Annotated in this window: 12 protein-coding genes; all 12 read right to left on the bottom strand. The window is 40.9% G+C overall.

All coding sequences use genetic code 11. The features are described from left to right. Positions 1-2,646, bottom strand: coding sequence for a zinc-dependent metalloprotease (locus QZR76_RS00060; protein WP_294139297.1), 2,646 nt, complete (start codon positions 2,644-2,646; stop codon positions 1-3). 75 nt (positions 2,647-2,721) lie between these two features. Next, positions 2,722-5,352, bottom strand: coding sequence for a zinc-dependent metalloprotease (locus QZR76_RS00055; protein WP_294139295.1), 2,631 nt, complete (start codon positions 5,350-5,352; stop codon positions 2,722-2,724). A gap of 121 nt (positions 5,353-5,473) precedes the next feature. After that, the gene (locus QZR76_RS00050) at positions 5,474-7,111 is read right to left on the bottom strand and encodes a PKD-like family lipoprotein (protein ID WP_294139292.1); all 1,638 of its coding nucleotides are present in this window, start codon (positions 7,109-7,111) and stop codon (positions 5,474-5,476) included. Between the two features lie 17 nt (positions 7,112-7,128). Then, positions 7,129-7,821, bottom strand: a complete 693-nt coding sequence (locus QZR76_RS00045; RefSeq protein WP_294139290.1) for a DUF4843 domain-containing protein — start codon at positions 7,819-7,821, stop codon at positions 7,129-7,131. 29 nt (positions 7,822-7,850) lie between these two features. Further along, positions 7,851-9,338, bottom strand: a complete 1,488-nt coding sequence (locus QZR76_RS00040; protein WP_294139288.1) for a RagB/SusD family nutrient uptake outer membrane protein — start codon at positions 9,336-9,338, stop codon at positions 7,851-7,853. A 24-nt stretch (positions 9,339-9,362) separates the two neighbouring features. Continuing rightward, positions 9,363-12,719 (bottom strand): SusC/RagA family TonB-linked outer membrane protein, encoded by a 3,357-nt coding sequence (locus QZR76_RS00035; protein WP_294139286.1) that lies wholly within the window; start codon positions 12,717-12,719, stop codon positions 9,363-9,365. Between the two features lie 250 nt (positions 12,720-12,969). Beyond that, positions 12,970-14,160: a FecR domain-containing protein gene (locus QZR76_RS00030; RefSeq protein WP_294139284.1), complete on the bottom strand. Its 1,191-nt coding sequence runs from the start codon at positions 14,158-14,160 to the stop codon at positions 12,970-12,972. Positions 14,161-14,214: 54 nt separating this feature from the next. Next, positions 14,215-14,769, bottom strand: a complete 555-nt coding sequence (locus tag QZR76_RS00025; protein ID WP_294139282.1) for a sigma-70 family RNA polymerase sigma factor — start codon at positions 14,767-14,769, stop codon at positions 14,215-14,217. A gap of 477 nt (positions 14,770-15,246) precedes the next feature. Beyond that, positions 15,247-17,520 carry a Gldg family protein gene (locus QZR76_RS00020; RefSeq protein WP_294139280.1) on the bottom strand — a complete coding sequence of 758 codons (2,274 nt, stop codon included), beginning with the start codon at positions 17,518-17,520 and terminating at the stop codon, positions 15,247-15,249. Positions 17,521-17,559: 39 nt separating this feature from the next. Then, positions 17,560-19,848 (bottom strand): Gldg family protein, encoded by a 2,289-nt coding sequence (locus QZR76_RS00015; RefSeq protein ID WP_294139278.1) that lies wholly within the window; start codon positions 19,846-19,848, stop codon positions 17,560-17,562. A gap of 11 nt (positions 19,849-19,859) precedes the next feature. Next, positions 19,860-20,789 (bottom strand): ABC transporter ATP-binding protein, encoded by a 930-nt coding sequence (locus tag QZR76_RS00010; RefSeq protein WP_294139275.1) that lies wholly within the window; start codon positions 20,787-20,789, stop codon positions 19,860-19,862. Between the two features lie 230 nt (positions 20,790-21,019). Beyond that, a partial coding sequence (locus tag QZR76_RS00005) for a ribonuclease Z (RefSeq protein WP_294139265.1) occupies positions 21,020-21,909 on the bottom strand: 890 nt, incomplete at its 5' end.

The following is a 21,909-nucleotide window of genomic DNA, read 5'->3' as shown; positions in this document are numbered from 1 at the left end:
TTATTTCTTCTCCAAAGATTTATTAATCTTATAGAGTAAGTAATCATAATGCTGTTTTGTTTCTCCCGAACTTTTTATGCTGGCTTTTTTCAACAAGTCCTGTACCTGCAAAACCATAGCATAAAATTCATGAGAAGTCGGGTAATCCGAAACACGAATCCACCAGGGAAGCCAATAAGCTCCCACTTCACGGGCAGGATTTTCCATCTCGAATCTATTTTCACCGATGGGACTATTTCTTTTTATCTGTATCCCGTTTTTCAAACTGGTATTCCAGGCCAATTGGTTTGCGTTTAAAAACCTATCACCAGAAGCCTTCAGGGTAGCAGCCGATTCTCCCAAGGTAGAATTCTTCAAAGCCATTGCCAGATAAGAGGTTTGTAATTTCATCTCCTCTTTCGTCAAAGGACGGTTCTTCAAGGTTCCCTCCCAAACAAACTGGTAGATATCCTTCAAAAATTCATTCGAAGTATAGGCGTTCTCAAACTTGGCTTCACACAGTTTTAAACGACCCATCTTAGAATAGAGAAGACCAAAAACCGTACTATGCATAGCATCTACCATAGAACCGCGTCCCGGTCCCATTTGACGGATCAAATCCAAATCTTCCAACCAGGAAAGATCTTTGGAGAAATCCAATAAGTAATGTACCATTTTTCGTTGTTCCTCTTTCGGAAGCATTTCGTATTTCTTCACATCTTCATCGGCATTGGCCTCTATCATCCGGATTCCACCTATATAATTGGATAATTGAACCAGTTGACTTCCTCCCAGGTTAGAACACAAACCTTCGTAAATATTTGCCCGCTTCGACATATCTTTATCATCTTCTTTATACCACTCGTAAAAATGAGCCAGTGCCCCCTTCATGTTTTGAAGAAAATATTCAAATGCTTTAATCTGATCGTCCCCCAAATCGGAAAGGAATACGGAAGGATCAAAAGCACCGTAATATTCGAACAAGCGATAACGGCAATTCGGATTATTTCTGGACTCTTTGATCCAACGATCCAAAGTAGCTTTTTCGTCCTGCGGCGTTTGAGCTCCCTCTATCGGCTTATACAACCATTTAATGGCATATTCATCGTATTCACCGATGCCTTTATTCGTCATCCTTACTCCTTTCTCCACGTCTCCCGGTTGAGCAATATAATTACTCGGAACAATATCCATAACGGAGGGACTTAACCCGTATTTTTGTGTAAACGAAGCCGAACGTAAAGAGTCGACGGGATACACGGCAGAAGCGGCACAATTGTATATTAATCCGAGATTAAATCCCATGGTAGAAGCCATTTCCAAACGAATCATCTCTCCCAGCTGTTCCTCGGTTAACTTCGCCCGACGTACGGAAGGATCCGCATTCATCGTGGAAAGAACCCGCTCTCCGTATAAACTACCGATAAAATTATCCGGAATACAAATAGACATACTTAAAATTTCTCCCGTACGGGGATCTACCACTCCATGATTCATGGCAAAAAACCAATTAACAGGAACATACCGAATTACAGAATATTCAATATTAAACGGATCGAAATCAGGATCATCTTTCGGAAAGTCCCGAACCTCTATCACGTTTTTAAAACCGATCTTTTCAAAAGCACCGTTCCACTCTTCTAAGCCGGCTTTAATGTATTTCTTCCATGCCTGAGGCATAATGGTATCCATATAAAATACAATCGGTTTCGTCGGTTCTACCAACTCGCCTCTTTTGTAAGCCTCCGGATCGGAAGGTTGAATCCGCCAACGACTGGTATAAAATACTTTTTCCAACCCCTTCATCGGACTCGCAAAATCACTACCCATCACGTAATTCACGCCGATACGGGAATCCGAAAGGCGAGGCATCATGGGTTCTTCCGGTAACAACATCAATATCTTGTTACTAATTACCGAAACCTTCACGTCCTGTGCCAGATAACCGCCAAAGAAAGCCAGGTAATCCACATCGTATCCCTGTTCGCATTTTACCACGATATTACTATCATAAGCCTTAATCCCTTTCAAACGCGTACGGTTCTCCTGTAATTTATGTCTCCGCCCGATAAAACCGAACATCGCATTCGGCGCATAAGGAGGAAACGGATTGGTATAAATGGAATGCTTCGTGAACAAAGGGGTCAATTCGATCACTACGGCCGAACTGTCCGGGGTCCACGCCTCAATCTTATACGTACCGAAAACTCCCGGTAAGGTAGATTGTTCCAAGGCTTTTTCTATAGCCGGATCCTTACTGCTATTGGAAGGAGCTATGGGTAAAAAATCCGTTTCAATAGCCATCCGGGCCTGAATAACAGAATCCCGACGAATAAAACGCAAGGAAAAACCTCCTCCTACAAATTCTCCCACGGAACCTTCACCGTTATCCGTAATCTTATCTATCGTGGAAGCCAATAACATATCTTTCTCCAACAACCGAAGAGGAAATTCCACGTACACTTTTTTATCTACCTGATGTACGGTCATCAGTCCTTTTACGGTCGTTACCTTTTTATCTTTAAATAACTTCTGGTATGGAGTCAATTCCTCTACCTGCTCTTTACCTTTCTTCTCTTTTTTCTTTTTGCGGTTACTCGCATCGACGTTCATTGAAAACGCAAAAAGAAGAGCAAAAAGAGATATGACATATATAACTTTTCTCATAATTTCTACTTATTTTATTCACTTTATTTTTCGCATTCATCCGAAAAATCAAACTCTATTGAATCTATTCGGTGATTATTTGCCTAAAGCCTGTTCTACCTTATGAATTAATAACTCATAATGTTGCCGGGTCTCTTTTGAACCTGTTTTCGCTTTAGCTTTCAATAAACTTAATGTTTGTTGCAAAGTCGACAAATAAAGAGGTTCCATTGAATAGTTCTCTATAGGTAATTGAACCCAGAAACTGAATCCGTTTATTCCCACTTGTGAACCGTCGAATCGATTCTGCAATTCATTTTTTACCATGAAACGATTTCGCAGCAACCCTAAATCATACTCCCCGGTAAATCCATAAACATCCCTACTCTTCGCAAGGATTGCTTCCGGAACGGTTATCAGATTCTGATCCCGGAATCCCATGCCACCACCGGATCCCAATTGGGCACTTGTCGCACCGGATCCTTTGATCAGTTCCGATAACAAAGCCATTTGAAGTTTCCGTTCCGCCCCGGTTAAATCTTTACCTGCTTTAGTCGGAGCAAAAACAAATTCATAAATATCATTGAAATACTCTTCGGGAGTATACGGTACAGCTTCTTCCGTATATTTAGTTCCGAAACCCACCATTTCAGCACGCCTCAAAACGACGGGCAATACGATATCCTGAATGGTCTGCGCGAAGGTTCCCATAATCGGCATCTGTGCCTGAAAATCCTTATCGTCGATCCATTCCATATCCCTTACTTGTTCAAGCATAAAACGGAGGGCCTGTTTTTGTCTATCCTTCGCCACAATGGCAAAACTCGGACGTACATCCCCGTCATAACGTTCATTCAGGTATACTCCGCCAATATTGGCCAACACGTGATTCATATAACGGATATATTGATACAACAACTCGTTGTACATGTTTTGCCGGAAACTGAAATCCTTATCATCGGCAGCCGTCCATTCATTCAGGTGTTTTAAGACATACTTCAAATTTTGTACGCCGTAAGTAGCGGACTTAACCGGATCTTCCCCCAAGTCTTCTTCAAAAGAACTCGGATCGTAATGTGCTAAAATTTGTTGTTTCCCGTAACGATAAACAGGATCCCCCGATTTTTCGGAAATCCATCTGTCCAACACGGGTACCTCCTCTTCTGAAGATTGTGCCGTATATATAGGAGTATACAACCAATGAATCAGATAATAATCGTAAAGTCCCAATACGGGAGGTGTCATCCGTACGCCGCGGGCAGCATCACCCGGTTGAGCCACGTAATTATTACGGGCATAATCCATAATAGAATAAGTCGTGCCGTATTGTCGCGTAAAAGACGGAGAACGCAAAGAGTCCGTCGGAATAGCAGCCGAAGCAGCCATATTATGCATAAATCCCAAGGTATGTCCCACCTCATGAGAGATAACATAACGGATGCAGTCACCCAAGGTCTCTTCGTCCATATCGACTTTTCTGACGGAAGGATCAGCTGCAGATGTCTGCAAGAAACGCCAATCCTGAACCAGCTGAATCAAATTATGGTAAACCGAAATGTTAGCTTGGATAATCTCCCCGCTTCTCGGGTCAGTCCAAGAAGGCCCCATAGCATTAGCTATCGGAGACGGAGAATAACGCACACAGGAATATTTCAGATTGTCCGGATCAAAGCTCGGATCGTCTGTAGGAAAATCTTTGGCCACGATAGCATTTTTAAAACCGATCTTCTCAAAAGCAGCCTGCCACTCTTCCACTCCTTTTTTCACGTACTTTTTCCATTTCTCGGGAAAAGCGTTATCCACATAAAAAACGATAGGTTTAACCGGCTCTACCAATTCTCCCCTCTCGTAAGCCTCTTTGTCTTTAGGCTCTAATCTCCAACGAGTAGCATAATAATTAATTTTGGTCTGTTCTCCCTCGTCAAAAGCATATTTTCCTCCGACAAAAATACCGATACGCGGGTCCGCCAAACGAGGACGCATCGGAGTTTCCGGTAAAAGTAAAAAACTACGGGTCATAACGACCGAGAAAGGCATCTTATATAAATAATAAAACCATTTATCCCGCACACTCATCTCATAAGTCAACAGAGACTGTACACTAAAATTATCTTCAAAAGATTTAATCTCTCCCACGCAGGATAATTGATTTTTATACTGTTTTTCCATCTTCATATCCCGATTCATCATCAATATCGGGCTCCATGGAGTAAAAGGATCTAACTCCCCCTTATCACTAAGCAGGAATCGCGTCATATCTATAATAACGGCAGAACTGTCCGGAGTATAGGCTTTCACGTCAAAACTCTCCATGGTTGCCGGCATACTTCCTTCATTTAACAACCCTTTGTAACGCTCGGTATTAGTGGTCTGAATGGAATTAACCTCCCGCAAACTGACGGTGGCCGAATCATCCTTTACAAATACCACGTGGAGCGGATCAAAAGGTTTCTCTCCTACACTACCGAATAAATTGCTGGTAATCTCCGTGATCGTGGATCCCAGTAACATCTCTCTCCCAAATACATGTAAAGGAATTTCAAAATAGACCTTGTCATCCATTTTGTGAATAGTAATCACCCCCTTTACCGTCTCGTACTTTTTATCCTTAAAAAGCTGTTGGTAAGGAGTCTCTTTTTTAGTCTTTTTGTCTTTCCTACTACCCGCCATTCCGACACCGGGCAGCAAAAATGCAACGATCAGAAAAAAAATCGTTTTGTTCCTCATACTTTTTTGTTTAATAATTTTAACAGTTAATTCCGACCCTATTATCGGAAAATCGATTCACATAACATACACACACCCAATATGGAAATAGGGAAAGAGCATAAAGCTCTTCCCCTTATTTTTACCAAGAAGTACTACTCGTCTTCAACATTCTAATAAACTGAATATCTCCAAAATCCTGAGGATAAATATCAATATTATCTTCAGTAACTCCATTAATAAAGGCATCTGCTGAAACGGTTATTTCACACACTTTCCCATTCGACAAACCAATTCCCGCATACACACCCCGGCTCGATGCTCCGGTTACCTCGATATTCTTAATCGTCGCTCCCTTAAAGTCATAAAGCAATCTTGCATTGGCTACTCCTCCTTCGTCTCCGGCGTACATATAACCGTACAATTTATCATGCTGAGCACCTCCCGAGAACAATAAATACTGCTTATCTTTAGGAGAGATTGCAAATATGTTCTTTCCGTCTATCAGCTCGCTACTCGGGAAAACTTTCTCTACCAACGGTATTACCTCCCAAAGGCCTGTCTGCCAATCCTCATAATACCTGAATATCATATAATAATACTTTCCGTCTTTTCCCGGATTGTTATTTTTGTATAGAGTAATAAATCTCAGATCATCTCCGTCTTTATAACCTCCGTAATAAAGCATCTCCACATCACCCATGTTATTCATCATAGTGAACTCCTCGGACGGAGCTTGATATACCTGAGAAATTACTCCTCCGTCAACTGCTCCGCTGTAATAATCGAAACGGTCTTGTAACATCAGGAAACGATTATTTTTCTTATCGAATGTCAGGTTAACCAACTCATCGTAGCGATAAGTCATGAAAGGACCGGCATCCATTCCTTTTTCAATAGCGACAGGATAATCCGGGAATCTTCCGGTGAAGTAAGCTTCGGTATCCTCTTTTCTTTTCAAATACACCTGACCGTTGTCGGTAAGTAAAATACTTCCCTTCGGTTTATCAAAAGCTCTGACAAAGTTTACACCTTGAGGCAGGCTTCCTCCTACAAATTCTTCAGCCAGGAATATACTCTTCTGGAAAGTCGCTCCGTCAACATATACCGGTCCGATTCCTCCCTCCTGCAGGATTAATACCTGACAAGCCGTTCTCCAACTGTTCTCCACGAAGAAACACTCGATATCCTTTATCTCTCCTCCCAACTCCAAACCGAGATTGCGTTCCGCGAAAACATTCTCGATAGAATAAGGTACAGGAACATATTCATCTGTTATCGGATCGTATCTATAGTCGACATTGACATAATCGATCACATACTCTCCGTTACGTTTGGTTACAACCATCCATCCACCTGTCAAATCATCCGCACGAATGTATAACTGTAACGTGGCATTCGCATCATTAGAATATATACCGGACAGGTATTCCAAACCACTTACACTATCCTGAATAATAAGATAGCAATCGCTTCCTGAAAAAATACCGGCCGTATCGGCAATCCATACCAAATCTCTCTCCCTGCTAACCACTTCACCGCACAAAACCCACTGAAAGCCTAAACGGACATTCTCTTCATCCAATTCAAACGACAATTCAGGAGAAACTTTCACCGTAGAACCTATCATATATCCATCAGGGTAGTCCTCTAATTCATTCGTTATAAAATTCTTTATATGAACTTCATTGATGGCCTTATAGTTATAACTCCCTTTATCTTCATAACAACTATAAAGAAAAATAAAAAGGGATAAGACTAATAATATTCTTATTTTCATACTATATCATTTTATAATTAACCTAAAACAGGAACTGTCATCTCCACGTTTCCTTCATCCATAACCGGCACACCCGTCTCATTTTTGATATTAATCAAGTAATATTTAAACTTCAATGAATAATACCTCTTGTCGCCCGCACTCATGTCTTCCATGCTGCTTATACCTGTTGCCTTGATAAACTCGGCATATTTGGTCTCCGTATATTTGCCCAAATAGGAAGAAACAACACGCTCATCCCACCAGGTAGGCGTAATGGCCATCGAGGTAAAATTGACGACTAACCTTGTATTCGCAAGCGGACCAACGTGAAAATCATTACTTGCAACAATTTTCAAAACCAAACGCACGCGTTTATTATCCAAATTGGGAGTCTTGTTTAAGGTGAGTACGAGGGTATCCTTATTCTTCCCTGCCTCCCAGACTTGATCATTGCTGAAATCATAATCACCTGCTGCTGCAGTCGTCAAATCCTGATCTACTTCTATCCGATAATTACAATTACTCGCAATCTCTTTTCCGGCATAACCAAGTTCGATTTTTACCTCTTTATTGTTTACCCCGGGATAGAAGAAAAATGATTCTACAATACTATCGGCGGAAGTATTGGAAAAATAGACATATCGTTCCGCATCATAAGTATCCAGTTTATCTTCACTACATGAATAAAAAACGGAAAACAGTATTGTTAATATGAATATATATCTCATAATACTACATTTTAATTTATTAATTAACGTCATAATAATACGTTTTCACTATCAGGAATCGGCAAATAGCTCCTTCCGGTCAGGTCTATCGAACTGGCACCATCCCACAAAGAACGATTCAATCGTTTATACATGAAGAAAGACTGCCCCTCGCCCATAAATTCTCTCCGGGCATCGATCAACATAAAATTCATGAATTCGGAGGCGCTGTTTATATTCGGCCAAAGGGTAATATCGTTCCGACGCTCTTTAAGCTCCCGTAACAAATCACATGCACCTTCCACATCACCGTGCGATGCCAAATATTCTCCCATGATATAATACAATTCGGCTTTACGAATAACCGGAATAGCTTCCACGTCGGTAGTACCTTGTCTGTTCTTTACGGAAACACGTCCACCGTCCCGGTAATTCATGGTCAGATAGAGATAACGCACGTCGCTACCCAAAGCATCTCCGCTGAATAATCCATTCAGGTTCCTGTAATAAAGAGGAGTCGTACTCAAGTAAGGTTTAAAATTATCCGCATTCTTTTCGTTATATAATGCCATGATAACATCACCCAGGAGTTTTTTATTTCCATACTCACTCGATCCTTCAATGTCCCATTCATAATTAAATTCAAACGGAGTCGACCACCATTGTTCCGGATCTTTCAGGTTACATACGGCATAAGCCTCGTCATAGGCCTCTTTTTGTAATCCCATATAGGAATAAACCCTGGCTAAAATAGCTCTTGCTGCAGCATAGTGCATACGATATCCCGGTCGTTTCTCAAAGAAAGAAACAGCCTTCGTTTCATATTCATTCCAAAACAACGTGAACCTATTACCATCTAAAACCTTTTGAATACGCATAACAGGTTGGTCGTCCTCGATACGATATGAAGAATCCCATTGTACCAATAGAGGTTGGGCTTCTTTCAAATCATTCACGATTCTTTCTAACGTTTGATTCACGGTTAACGGCATATTTATCGTACTGTTAATATCGGTCACATAAGGAATGTACCTGTTACCGTCATCTTTAGCAGGAGCAAACAAACGTAATAAATCGAAGTGCACGAACGCCCTCATGGCCAAAGCTTCCCCATGAATCTTGGCTTTCTCTATCTCTCCGAATTCAAACGTAGCGGCACTCTCTTTGGACACATGATCTATCAAATCATTACAATCGGCAATCACATGATACATTCTACTCCATATATCTTGGGCAATACTTTTTACAGCGTTCCCTCGATACAGGAAATTATTGATATCCTTTTGATCTTCCGTCAAACATACTTCCGTATAGTACTGTCCTAAAATATCCATAAAACCCCAACTTAGATTTTCTCCATACAAAGAGGTTTCGGACAAACCCATATAGATACCATTCAACTGCATCCGATAGCCGGTACCAGTCGAATATAGATCATCACTACTCACCTGATTGTCAGGTTTTACATCGAACCAATCTTCACATGACATGAAGGTGATGATACTTAAAAAAAACAATATATATTTTACTCTTTTCATATTTTGCAACTTTTAATCCATCGATCAGAAACCAATATTCAAAGTGAAGTTCACTGAATTCGCGTAAGGATAATTTGTTCCCCGCTCTGTCTTCACCGTAGTGAGTCTCCAGATATCTGTCGTACCAACAGAGAATCGCAACATATTGATACCAAATTTCCGCAATTTTTCTCCCGAGAAATCATATTCCAATGTCAAAGAATTCCATTTCAATTCATTATCACGTTGCATAAAACGAGAAGTAGGTTTCGTATCGACTTCACGATCTTTTATATCCTTATACATGGTGATGTCACCCGGATTTTGCCAACGTAATTCCATAGCCCGCTTATCCACATTCTTGTTGAAATCGGCATTTTCAACCTTTGATATCAAAGTAGTATTGTAAAAATCTCCCCCGAACTTATAAGTAAAGGCCGTAAACAAAGAGAAACCTTTATACCTGAAATTAAGACCGAACGAACCGTCTGCCTTCGGTGTTTTATCTCCGATAACCCGCATCTCCGTAGCCTTCCAGTCATAACCCACGGTTCCGTCTTTATAAATATAGAGCTCCTTTCCCGTTGCCGGATCGATACCCAGGGATTTCATTCCGTAAACGGCAGTCGTGGATTGCCCCTCTTCGTATTTGGTCAATACACGCGTCACATCGTTATCTTCATCCGAATAGTATTCGTTTACCTGATCATTATAAGCTTTCAATGCATCCGAAATCTTCTTAATCTTATTCGTCGTATGAGCTAAGTTGGCAAATACGGCCAAATAGAGATCCTGCCGATTAATGACGTTACTTCTAAGTTCAATCTCGAAACCTTTATTTTCGGTTTTACCGACATTACTGATATAAGTACTAAAACCGGTTGAAGAAGGCAATGTAACATTATCCACCAATCCATTGGTAATCTTTATATAGTAAGAAGGATTGATATAGATAAGGTCATTCAAAATTCCCAATTCAAGTCCGACATCAAACAGTTTTGTTTTTTGCCACTCCAAGTCCGTGTTTCCTCTCGTCTCCATCAAAGACGCACCCGGACCGGTTGCATACCAACGCGAAATATCAATTTGATGCATCGGAATTGCCGCATATGAAGGGAAGTTCAAAGATCCTTCGGTTCCGTATGATCCGCGAATTTTCAATTTAGAAATTACGGAATTCTTCATAAACGAATAATTGTGAATATTGATACCGGCACCAAATGCCCAGAAAGGAGCAAAACGACGATCAGAACCATATTCGGAAGAACCGTCCATCTTAACAGAAACGTCTCCCAAATAGATATCATTATAAGAATAATTCAGCATCAACGTAAAGCCAAGTTTCCTCTTTTTTTCATCGCTTGAAGTCGGTTTATCCACCACCTCTTTGGCAAAACTGATAGAGGTAAAGTCTCCGGAAGGGAATCCCCGATAGAAAGCCCCGCTATTCTCCAGCTTTGAAGTCGAGACATCCATAGCGGCGGCAAGATTTATATTATGATTACCCACCAACTCATTATAAGTTAAAGAAACACGACCTTGCCATGAAACGTCATCACCATCGGAACGACTTAATTGTCCCTGCAAAGACATGTCATCACCCGCTTCTCTCTCACTATACAAAGACTCCGGGTGGGTGAACTTATCTCTTCTGTCCCTTCTCTGATTTACCTGTAACATTCCTTCCAACTGAAGTTCCGGAACGATATACCATCTGATACTGAATTGTTCGGTCAATTCATTGTATTTCGACTTGTCATAGTTTCCAATCTCTGCTTCGTACAGAGGATTCGGATTAAAACTGTCCGAACGTAAATCAAAATCTTTCAACGACTTCAAATACTTTCCGTCGGCATCCTTATATTCAAGATAGGGTAATAAGGTCGTATAATCGGAGAAGCTTCCATAAGGAGATTCATGGCTTTTTACCACACCATACCTGATTACATTAGAGACCTGTACCTTCTCCGTCAAATAGCGGAAATCAAAAGAGGCATCGAGCCCCTGTCTGTAAGACCCCTTCATGGCTCCCTTCTGATCGTCAAAAGCAAAATTAAGTCCATACCTCATCTCTTTGGTTCCGCCTTCTACGGTCAAACTATGAGTATGGTTGAAATTGTTTCTCAAAGGTTTACTTAACCAATAGGTATCAACGCCACGGGCCAAAAGTTTCATTTTTTCATTGTACAAGGCTCGAGAAGAAGGATCTGTAAAATCATACAAACCTGCGGCTTTTTCGGCCTCGACTTTTTCCTTGGCGTTCATCAGGTTATAACCGTGCAAATTAGGCATCTCCAAAATACCCGTCATATTATAGGTAAACTGAACCTCCCCGGCTTTAGGAGCCAACGTAGTAATAACAACAACACCATTGGCAGCTTCTGCCCCGTACCGAGCCGTGGCTGCCGCATCTTTCAAGATTGTCATACTCTCGATACGGTTCGGATCCATATCATACACACGCTCGATCGATACCTTAAATCCATCCATGATGAAAAGAGGCAGATTCGGGTTATTACGTAATACGGACTTGGATACGCTGCTCCGATCCAGATCTTTCACACCGATACTGGCTTGTCCGCGAAGTCGGACTTCCGGCAGTGCATTCGGGTCCGAACCCCACAAATTATTATCTATGATCCGGAAAGAGGGATCGAAAACCTGTAAAGCGGCAATGGCATTTGTCTTGGAAACCTTCAAAAGCTCTTCACGAGTCACACTCACCGCATTTCCCGTAAAAGAAGACCTCCGAATATTACCGTATCCGGTAACAATAACTTCTTCCACTTGTTTTACCTCTGGTTCCATTTTAACAATAACCTCTTTTTGAAAATCAGTAACGGTTACTTCCCGGGTAATCATTCCCACAAAACTCACCATTAAACGGATCGTATCCATCTTGGGAAGAGGTAAACTAAAATTTCCATCCACGTCGGAAGTTACTCCCAAACGAGTCCCTTTCACAAGAACGGTCGCTCCAGGCAGAGGAATATCTTTCTCGTCAAATACCTTTCCACGAATCGTGATCCGTTCCAAAGCAGCAGCTTTTGGCTGGCTTTTTTGAATAACGATCACATTCCGGGTAATAACGAAAGTGTATTCCGTATTTTTTAAACACTCTTCGAGTATTTCGGATACCGGCGTATTCTTAAACGAATGCGTAATCAAAGGAATTTTTTTCATTTCCTCATTATTACACATGTAATCGTAATCGGTGTTTTCCTTTATGTAATCCAACACCTGCATAAACGTCGCCTTCTCGAATTCCACGGTTAACCTCGGCTCTGTCGGAGACTGTGCCCGACAAATAGCGAACCCGAACACTTGAAGCAAGATAAAAAGAGATAAGACCCTACTTATCTTTTTCCCCATCATCAATAAGTTTGACTTCTTTTTTTTCATGTAGATTAGTTTTAAATTACTAAAAATGAAACCCGCATTCCATTCGTTTACCTCCTTTTATGCGGGTTTCACCGCTGTTTGTAGATTGGTTTGTAGTATTTGTTGAAAATTGAGTACTGCACTTTTTCAACAAAGCATGATAAATCTTCCTTTCATAATGTTAAATTTGCTTTAAATCACATTCAATCAGAGATGTAAATCCCCATTTAGACATCTCTCGACTCTATCAAATAACTAATTATCAATAAACTTAAATATGCTTTAACTCCTTTACACTTATTACACCGTTTTGCAACGTAAATTCTATATCCGTAGTGTGGTTTAGAAATTCATCCAATAACTCCTGTAACGAAATACAATTCGGCGGAGTCCCCGTAAAACGCGATTCCCGTAAAGAAGGTTTTTCAAACAACACTTCCACGTCATACCATCGACAAATCTTCTTCATTATCACTTCCAGCGTTTCCCCTTCAAAATTGAACTTACGATCCATCCATGATATCACATTTTTGGCATTTACACGTTGTATGCTTACTTCGTTAGCAACAGAAAGGGAGAGCTGTTCTCCGGGTGTCAATTGTAAAACGGTATCTCCGGTACACATCTTTACCCTACCGGATAACAGGGTTACCCGCGATTCATGCTCATTCTCATAGTTCATTATGTCAAATGAAGTTCCCAACACCTCCACGAAGAAATTATTTCCTTTTACAATGAAAGGTCTTTCCTCATCCCTATTAACTTCAAAATAGGCTTCGCCTTCTACATAAACTTCCCGCATATTCCCGGCAAAATACCTCGGGTATTTTATTACCGTCTCTGCATTCAAATATACCTTCGTGCTATCTTCCAAAACAATGTTGAACACACACCCCTTCGGCACAATTAAAGTATGATACGCCAAGGAATCGATTAAAGTATCCCGCTTCACCCGCGTGTAATCCAAAGTCTGTATACCTGTCACGAATGCAACTCCTAACGTATCCAACTTTTTGGTTTCCGACTCGCCCGATAAAGCAATCATGGAATCGTTATCTAAAATTAAACGAATACTATTCCGGTCTATGGATTCCATAGGCGGAACTTTCGCGATATTACTGTGAACCGGCAATAACCCTTGATGCATAAATATCCACGAAGCCATGATTAAACAGATAAAGCAAGCAGCATAAGTCACTATTTGGAGTACAGATCTTTGTTTTCTCGTAATTTTTTTATTCGTACGCACTCGTTCCAAAAACAATAAAAAATCTCCCGTCGTATCGTATTTTCCATACTCCTTAAAACGCCCCATCAAAACCCGGTCATTCTCCAACTCTCCCTTCAGCTTCGCCCACTCTTCCCTCTTCAATAACTTCTCCAACTCCCGTTTTTCCGCTAACGTTAGTGTTCCTGCCCAGGACTTAAGAATCAACTCTATATATCGCTTTTCCTTCTTCATATCAATCATAGAATACTTAAATCTTTACTCGGTATTACTCTTTTTTTCAAAAAATCAGAGATCATACTCTGTTTTCACATTTATTAAACAATCACGTAAATACTTTATGCTTCTATTTTTCTGGACTTTCACCGTATTAATACTAATACCCAACTTACTCGCAATCTCTTTTCCTGAAAAACCATTTATACTTAACTCTACAATCTTTCTTCGCATCCGAGGCAAGGTTTTTATATGCATATACAATAATCTCGTAATTTCCTCCCGCACGACTCTGATCGAAAAATCATGATCTTCCTCCACCTCTTCACTCTTCGTCAGTTTATCTAAAATCCGTTCCCGTGTTTTTTTATTCCTCACGTATATTAAAGAATTATTGTATAGAGACTTATACAAATAGCTTAATAATTCTGCCGAGGTAGAAAAACACACGTCGGAATTCCATATGCCCACCATCAGTTCCTGCACAATATCCTTGGCCGTATCCATATCAGATACGATGGATTCCGTATAGGTACATAGTGCAGCATAGCAGGCAGCATACAATTGCTCCCAGCTCTGTTCATCTTTTCTATTAATTCCTTCCAAAATGCTTTCGAGTCTAATCATTGTTGGAATTCACCCTTTCATTTTTTTATTAGTACACTACACATCAACAACTTTAATAGCGTATACCTCCCCCAGCCCTATCAAAAAACATGATTTTAATGATACGGAATAAAACTTTATAAAAGCTATAAATTATTGATTCTCTGAATCAAACACTTTTAAAAAAGAGCAATGGATATCGGTTATAGATTAAAATTATTCGTTTATTTTTATAACAAAATCAACAACAGATCAGCACTCATTTACCCCTTTCTAAATATAGAATACGTGAATACCTTTTTGGTATTATCCGATTATCGGATTTTTTTAAATACTTTTCATACGCGTAGTCTCCTCCACCTATAATTATTACTATTAAACAATATACTCATAATATCTTAAAGTTCAATTCTCTATTTTTATTTATTATGTTTTTTTACTAATTAAAAAAAACATGGTGCCGCAAAACGACACCATGAAAAACATAAGAAACTAAACCTATCGACTCCTTCTTCTGATCCAGACAAAAAGAGCTAACAGTAATATTAATCCGGGAATTACCCAGATAAAAGCGACTTTAGTGACCTTGGCTCCTTCTTTTCCCAAAAAGATATCGTTATCTATGGGAAGAGGACGGCGAACGTCAACCGGGGCCTCTCCATCCGACAACCAATGGAAAGAACCTAAAATAATATAATAATTTTCAGCATTAATATCCTCTCTCCTTTTAAATAGCTCGATATTACTGATACAGTCAGCATCTCCCAGCACGACAATTTTCTGTTCTTTTTCTCCGATTTTCCGGGACAGAGCCAAAGCCGTTACATAGCGTTGCTCTCTCTCCCCTACCGCCGGATTCAATGTTACCGTATCATCTATAAAATTAGTCGTTTCCAATTCATTCCACACGCCTATCGAATCGGTCACCAGAAGAGGAGTTACCGTAAATCCTCTATCTGTAACATATTCCAATCCCATACACCCCGGCATCGTAGCACACGAGTTCCATCTCGCCATCCCTTTAAAATAATAAGATAACTCCCACGACTCCCGGGTAGGTCTGCTCAATACCATATCCGGAGAATAATTCTCCGTGGGTTGTACCAATACTCCCTTCACGAAAGAAACTCCTAAAGGTTCGACCAATGAATTCATATACTCCTGGTATCCGTTTTCCCCAATCAGAACCAGATTTCCTCCCTTCTCGACATAACGATCCAATCTCTCCCTTTCCTCTTCCGTCAGCGCTTTTCTCATATCGGCAATCACCAAAATCTTAACAACGGCAGGTATTTCCCCGGTAAGTTCAACTTCTTGTACATCAAATCCCTGATTAACCAAGGCTTGACGAAACCATTTATCTTGAGCGAAACGGATATAGTCCCGATCTCCTTCCCTATTGATGTTCCGCTCCCCGTGTCCCGTTAAAAATCCCACGGTAGGCAATTCCATTACCATACGTTTGAGAGCGGCAGAAATCTCTGCTTCACCCGGATCCCGGTACATATCGTTGTAAAGACGTAAAAACATCTTTTCCCCGTTCTCCCGCTCTATCTGACGAACAAAATAGTTGCCCTCCGGACGTAAATCTATCACGTTTCTTATCTGTTCGGGAGACAGATACCGGGAGAACTTCAATCTATGAATCCCCGCAAACCTTCTGGCCCGCTCCTCAAAAGAGAGTTCCGGATAAAAGTTTTCCAACTGTTTATTGGCTACCGTATCGTAATAATACACGTACTTCAATTTAATCTCCGGTTTAAACCGTATGTATCTCCAGAAATTATATTTATCGGAATTCACATACTTTGGCAATGCCTTCATATAGTCTTTATCCATCAAGTTATTATAAGTGGTAATCGTTAAACCTCCTTTCAAAAGTTTCACGATCTCCTGGCTATGGGGCGTCAACGTGTTGCTCTTCTCCCGGGAGACATCTACGAATCCCATCAAGCGAGGACGGGAACTCAAATATCCCACGAAAGCAATAATTAAAAATACCCCCACATATCTCATGGCGTTTCTTCCCCACGATACGTGTTTTACCCTGGAAGAGAGATGTATGATTGCAAAAGTGATAAACATAGCCGGAACCATAATAAAATAGATGATATCTTCACTACAAATTAATCCTCCGATAAGCCCACTTGTTCGACCGCGAATAGATAACCAGAAAGTCACGTCCCGTACAAACTCGATCTCTTGCCACATCTGATCGATATAATTCAAAAAGGATAAAATCGTCAACGTACTGATAGCAGCGATAATTTGGTAGGAAGAAACGGACGACATAAAAAGTCCGACAGCCGCATAAGTACATATCAATAGATAAATTCCGAGAATTCCCGTAAGAATGGTTAATACATCGACATGCTCAACAAAACACAAAAGGAAAAGCAGATACACTAAAAAAATACCTACCAATACCAGAGCAAAAATCATCATGGAGAGATACTTCCCCAAAATAATCTGGGCATTGGTCATTGGAGAAGAGTGCAATAACTTCATGGTTCCGCCGGACAGGTCACGGCTCACCAACCCCATGGTCAGGATAGGAATATACAGGAAAAGATATTCTTGCATCGTGTAAAGTACCCGGGAAAAAATACTCGTACTGACACCCATTAAGCCCCAGCCCATTGTCTTTTCAAGAACCATCCGCGAAACTCCTTCGGAAAAGACTAACCCCGATTGAAAGGTAAAAATTATAAGAATCAACCAGGCAACAGGTGAGTAAAACAACATCTGTAACTCGGTTTTTGCGATTTTCATTATCATTTTCATCACATCAAAACATAAATAATTAACAATTTACCGGCCCTTCCGGCGAATCCAAATAACAATACCTACAATAGCCAACAAAGCCGGCAATATTCCCATGAACAGTACGCTCAAAAACTCCATGGCATCTTCGCTTACGAAAAGGTAATTATCGATTAACTCCGGATAACTTATCCTCACCGGAACCTCTTCATAGGAAAGCCAATAAAAAGCACTCCGCACTAAAGTATAATTCATGGCAGGTATACCATTTCTGTCGGAAGCAAACTCTCCGTTACTGATACAATCGGAATCTCCCACGATAACCACCCGTTGCTCTTTACCATTCACCTTACGGGTTAAAGCCATCGTCGTAACAAAAGGCCCCATCCTATCCCCGGACAAAGAATCATACGTAACCTTCTCCTCTATAAAATCTTTTGTTCCCGTTTCATTCCAACACCCTATTGTATCACTAATAAGAACAGGGATCATGGAATATCCTTTTTCAGGAGTGTAAGTCAATCCTGCACTTCCGGGCATTGCCACACAACCCTCCACTTTTTTCATATATGCCAACCCTTCCCATAAAGCGACTCCGGCATCCGTAGGAGTACTTTGAATTAAATCTGCCTGATAAACATCGGTCGGTCGCACCAATCTTCCGGGCATAAACTGAACCCCAAAAGATTCCACGATAGGATTCATCAGTTTCTGTGCTGTCGGTTCTCCCAAAATCAATAAGTTTCCTCCTTTTTCGATATAACGGTCCAAGCAGGACTTTTCCATTGGTGTCAAAGCCGATCTTAATTCCGAAATAACCAAAATATCTATCCCGTCCGGAATCTCTTTTTCCAACGTTACCTCTTCCACATCAAACCCTTGATTAATCAAAGCCGATATATAACTCTTATCACTCGAAAAACGTTTATATTCCCGGTCTCCCTCTTTATATATCCCTCGTTCGCCATGTCCTTTCAGAAATCCGACATGAGGTAATCTCATAATCAAGCGCTTAATAGAGGCAGAAACCTCAGCCTCTCCGGGGCCCATCCTGAAACCGCCAAAATCATAAAAACGCAAAAATGTTTTTTGCCCGTTTTCCCGTTCCACGACTCGTACGGTTCTGTTCCCCTCTTCACTCAGATCCTCTTTTTCCCGCATCTCTTCCGGAGAAAGAAATCTCGAGAAATTCAGATCCAACTGATCACACAATCTTTCCGCCCTCTCTTTATCGTTCAAATCCGGAAAACGCTGATCCAACTCCTCATTATTCGCGTTAGCATAGAAATAAACATACTTCAATTTAATTTCCGGTTTAAATCGAACAAACTCACGGAATTCCCGCTTATCATTATTGATATTGCCGGGCAACGTCGACCAGAAATCCTTATCTAAAATATTGGTATAAGTCGTAATCGTGAGTCCCCCTTCCGCCCTGGCTACAATGTCCTGACTGGCCAAAGACAAAGAATTCCGCTTAGCTCGGGTTGCATCGTAATAGGACATCAATTTCGGTCGTGAGCTAAGATAACCGATTAGCACGCCAAAAACCAACACCCCCGTATAAGCCCCCCAACGTACGGACCAACGACTCTTTTGCACCCGGTAACGTAAATGAAGAATAGCCCAAGTAAGGAATAACGCGATAACAACCAGAAAGTAAATCACATCTTCACTACATATCAATCCCCGGATAAATTCCTCCGCTCGCCCCCTGATGGATAACCAATACGTGAGATCCCGTACAAACTCCATATCCTGCCATACCATACCCACGTAATTCAACACGGACAATACACCTAATGTACCCAATGCCGCCACCACCTGATAGGAAGTAATACTGGACATAAAGACACCGATAGCCGCATAAGCGCCCAACAATAAAAATACTCCCAGCAGTCCGGACAACACATAGGGAACATCCATCAGATGAATCGTACAAAGACCCAAAACGGCATAAAATACCAACACTCCTATCATAGCCAAACCGAATACCATGACACCTAAGTATTTGCCCAATATGATCTGGCTGTTACGCAAAGGAGAAGATTGCAACAATTTAATCGTGCCTCCTCCCAGATCCCGGCTTACGACTCCCATCGTCAATAAAGGAATATAGAAATAGAGATATCTTTGCACGACATCAAATATACTTCCATATAAAAAAGTTTTTCCGCCACCGGTATATCCCATAGATTGATTACGAACAATATCTTCAAACAAGGCAGAAGCTACCGTTCCGACCTGAAAGGTAAAAATAACCAGTATCAACCAGGCTACAGGAGAATAAAACAAAGACTGTAATTCAGTCTTGGCTATTTTAAATATCATCTTCATATGCGATCTCTTTATTTTTTACTCTTGGTAGATAATTCGGCAAAAATGTTGTCTAACGAACTCTTTTCCATCCGAATTTCCAATAATTGCCAATCATTAGCCACACTCGCCCGTACAACATGGGATATAGCCTCCCTCGCATCTGCGAATCGAATACGATAATTGATACCTCCTAAATGTTCCGCATCGATCACTCCCGGAAGAGATTTTAAATCTTCCACGCTTGGCATCGAAGCCAAAGAAGCGAAGATACTGCTGGGTACAATGTAATTATCAAACTCTTCCACGGTTCCGGTGAAGACAACCTGTCCCTCTTCTATCATCCGTATATAATCACAGGTAGCCTGTACTTCAGGTAAAATATGGGTGGAAAGAATGACTGTTCTGTCCTCTGCTATCTCTTTTATCAAATGACGAATCTCCACGATTTGATTCGGATCCAACCCATTGGTCGGTTCGTCCAATACCACAAAGGCAGGGTTATGGATAATAGCCTGTGCTATACCGATTCTCTGCTGGTAACCGCCGGAGAGATTCCGGATCAAACGTTTACTGAAATGAGATAATCCGCAACGTCCCATTACGTTCTTTACCGCTACTGCCACTTCATTGGCCGGAATTCGTCGGATATTAGCCGTAAACGACAAAAATTCCTCTACGGTCAAATCATTGTATAAAGGTGGTTTCTGAGGTAGGAATCCGATATATCTCTTCGCTTCTACCGGATTTTCCCGCATGCTTATCCCTTTAATATAGATTTCTCCCTCCGTCTGTTTCAACACCCCGCACATAATATTCATCGTGGTAGATTTTCCGGCGCCGTTAGAACCCAGTAAACCGTAAATACCGTTATGGGTTATCTCGAAGTTAATGTCCCGAATAGCCCATTGCACACTATAACGATGGGACAAATGTTCCACCTTCACAATTGATTCTTCCATATACTATAGTTTTGAATAAATGACTTTATCTTTTTTACCACGTATATAGAATACTCAAAACCGTTGTTGGTACTATTATTTCTAAAGAATTTTTAAGAGAAGTAACAGAGATATGCTCTCCCTAAAAACTTCGATCCTGCCAAAAACAAGATCAACAAGACAAATTCAATTGCAGTAAAAATTCCCCGTACGGTCCTTTTGTACAGGTATGAATAAGTCATTACAAAAATTCAGATACGAGATCGCTTTGTCAAAGGAATTTCAAAGACAGCTCCGTCTTTGGAAAGTTCAGTATTAGGAAAGACCAAACGGGCTTGTTCCAACAAAGGAGTAGGATCGGTGTAACGGGAAGAAAAATGTCCTAATAAAAGTCGTTTGGCCCCGGCCAACAGTGCCATTCGGGCTGCTTGAGTAGCCGTACTATGGTAAGTTTCTTTTGCCAGATCCGTATACTCATCTCCATACGTGGCATCGTGATAGAGAAGATCGACACCTCGCACGTATTCGGCAAAAGATTCCCGGAAAAGAGTATCCGTCATATAGGCATAAGAACGGGGAGCCGGGGGAGCTGCCGTAAGACGTTCGTTGGAAATGATCTCTCCTTCCGGAGTTATAAAATCTTCTCCCTTTTTCAATCGATGCATAAAAGCCACCGGTACATGAAAAGCCTCTGCCATCTCCCGGCAGATATTTCTCTCTCTCTCTCTTTCGGCAAACAAAAAACCATTTACCGGAGCCTCGTAGCGATGTTTTAAAGGAAAAGAGTGAACGGTAACCGTCTTATCCTCGTATATTAATTCCGGATCCCGTCCCAAATAATGAAAAATCAGGGGATAATTTAACCGGGAGTTCATGAGTTTCAACTGAAATTCAATTATCTCCTGTAACCGCTTGTCCGAATAGATATGTAACTCGCCCCTGCGATTTTGCATGGAAAAAGTAGACAACAAACCAATCAGACCAAAGAAATGATCCCCGTGCAAATGAGAAATAAAAATATGATTGATTTTATTATAGGGGACCTTGAAGCGACGAAGTTGGTGTTGGGTACCTTCACCGCAATCTATAAGAAAGTACCGCTCAAGTACATTAAGTACCTGAGCGGCAGCATTTCTTTGAA

Source organism: uncultured Sanguibacteroides sp. (assembly GCF_900543425.1).
Lineage (GTDB): Bacteria > Bacteroidota > Bacteroidia > Bacteroidales > Marinifilaceae > Gabonibacter.
This window is presented reverse-complemented; position numbering and strand designations above follow the sequence as displayed.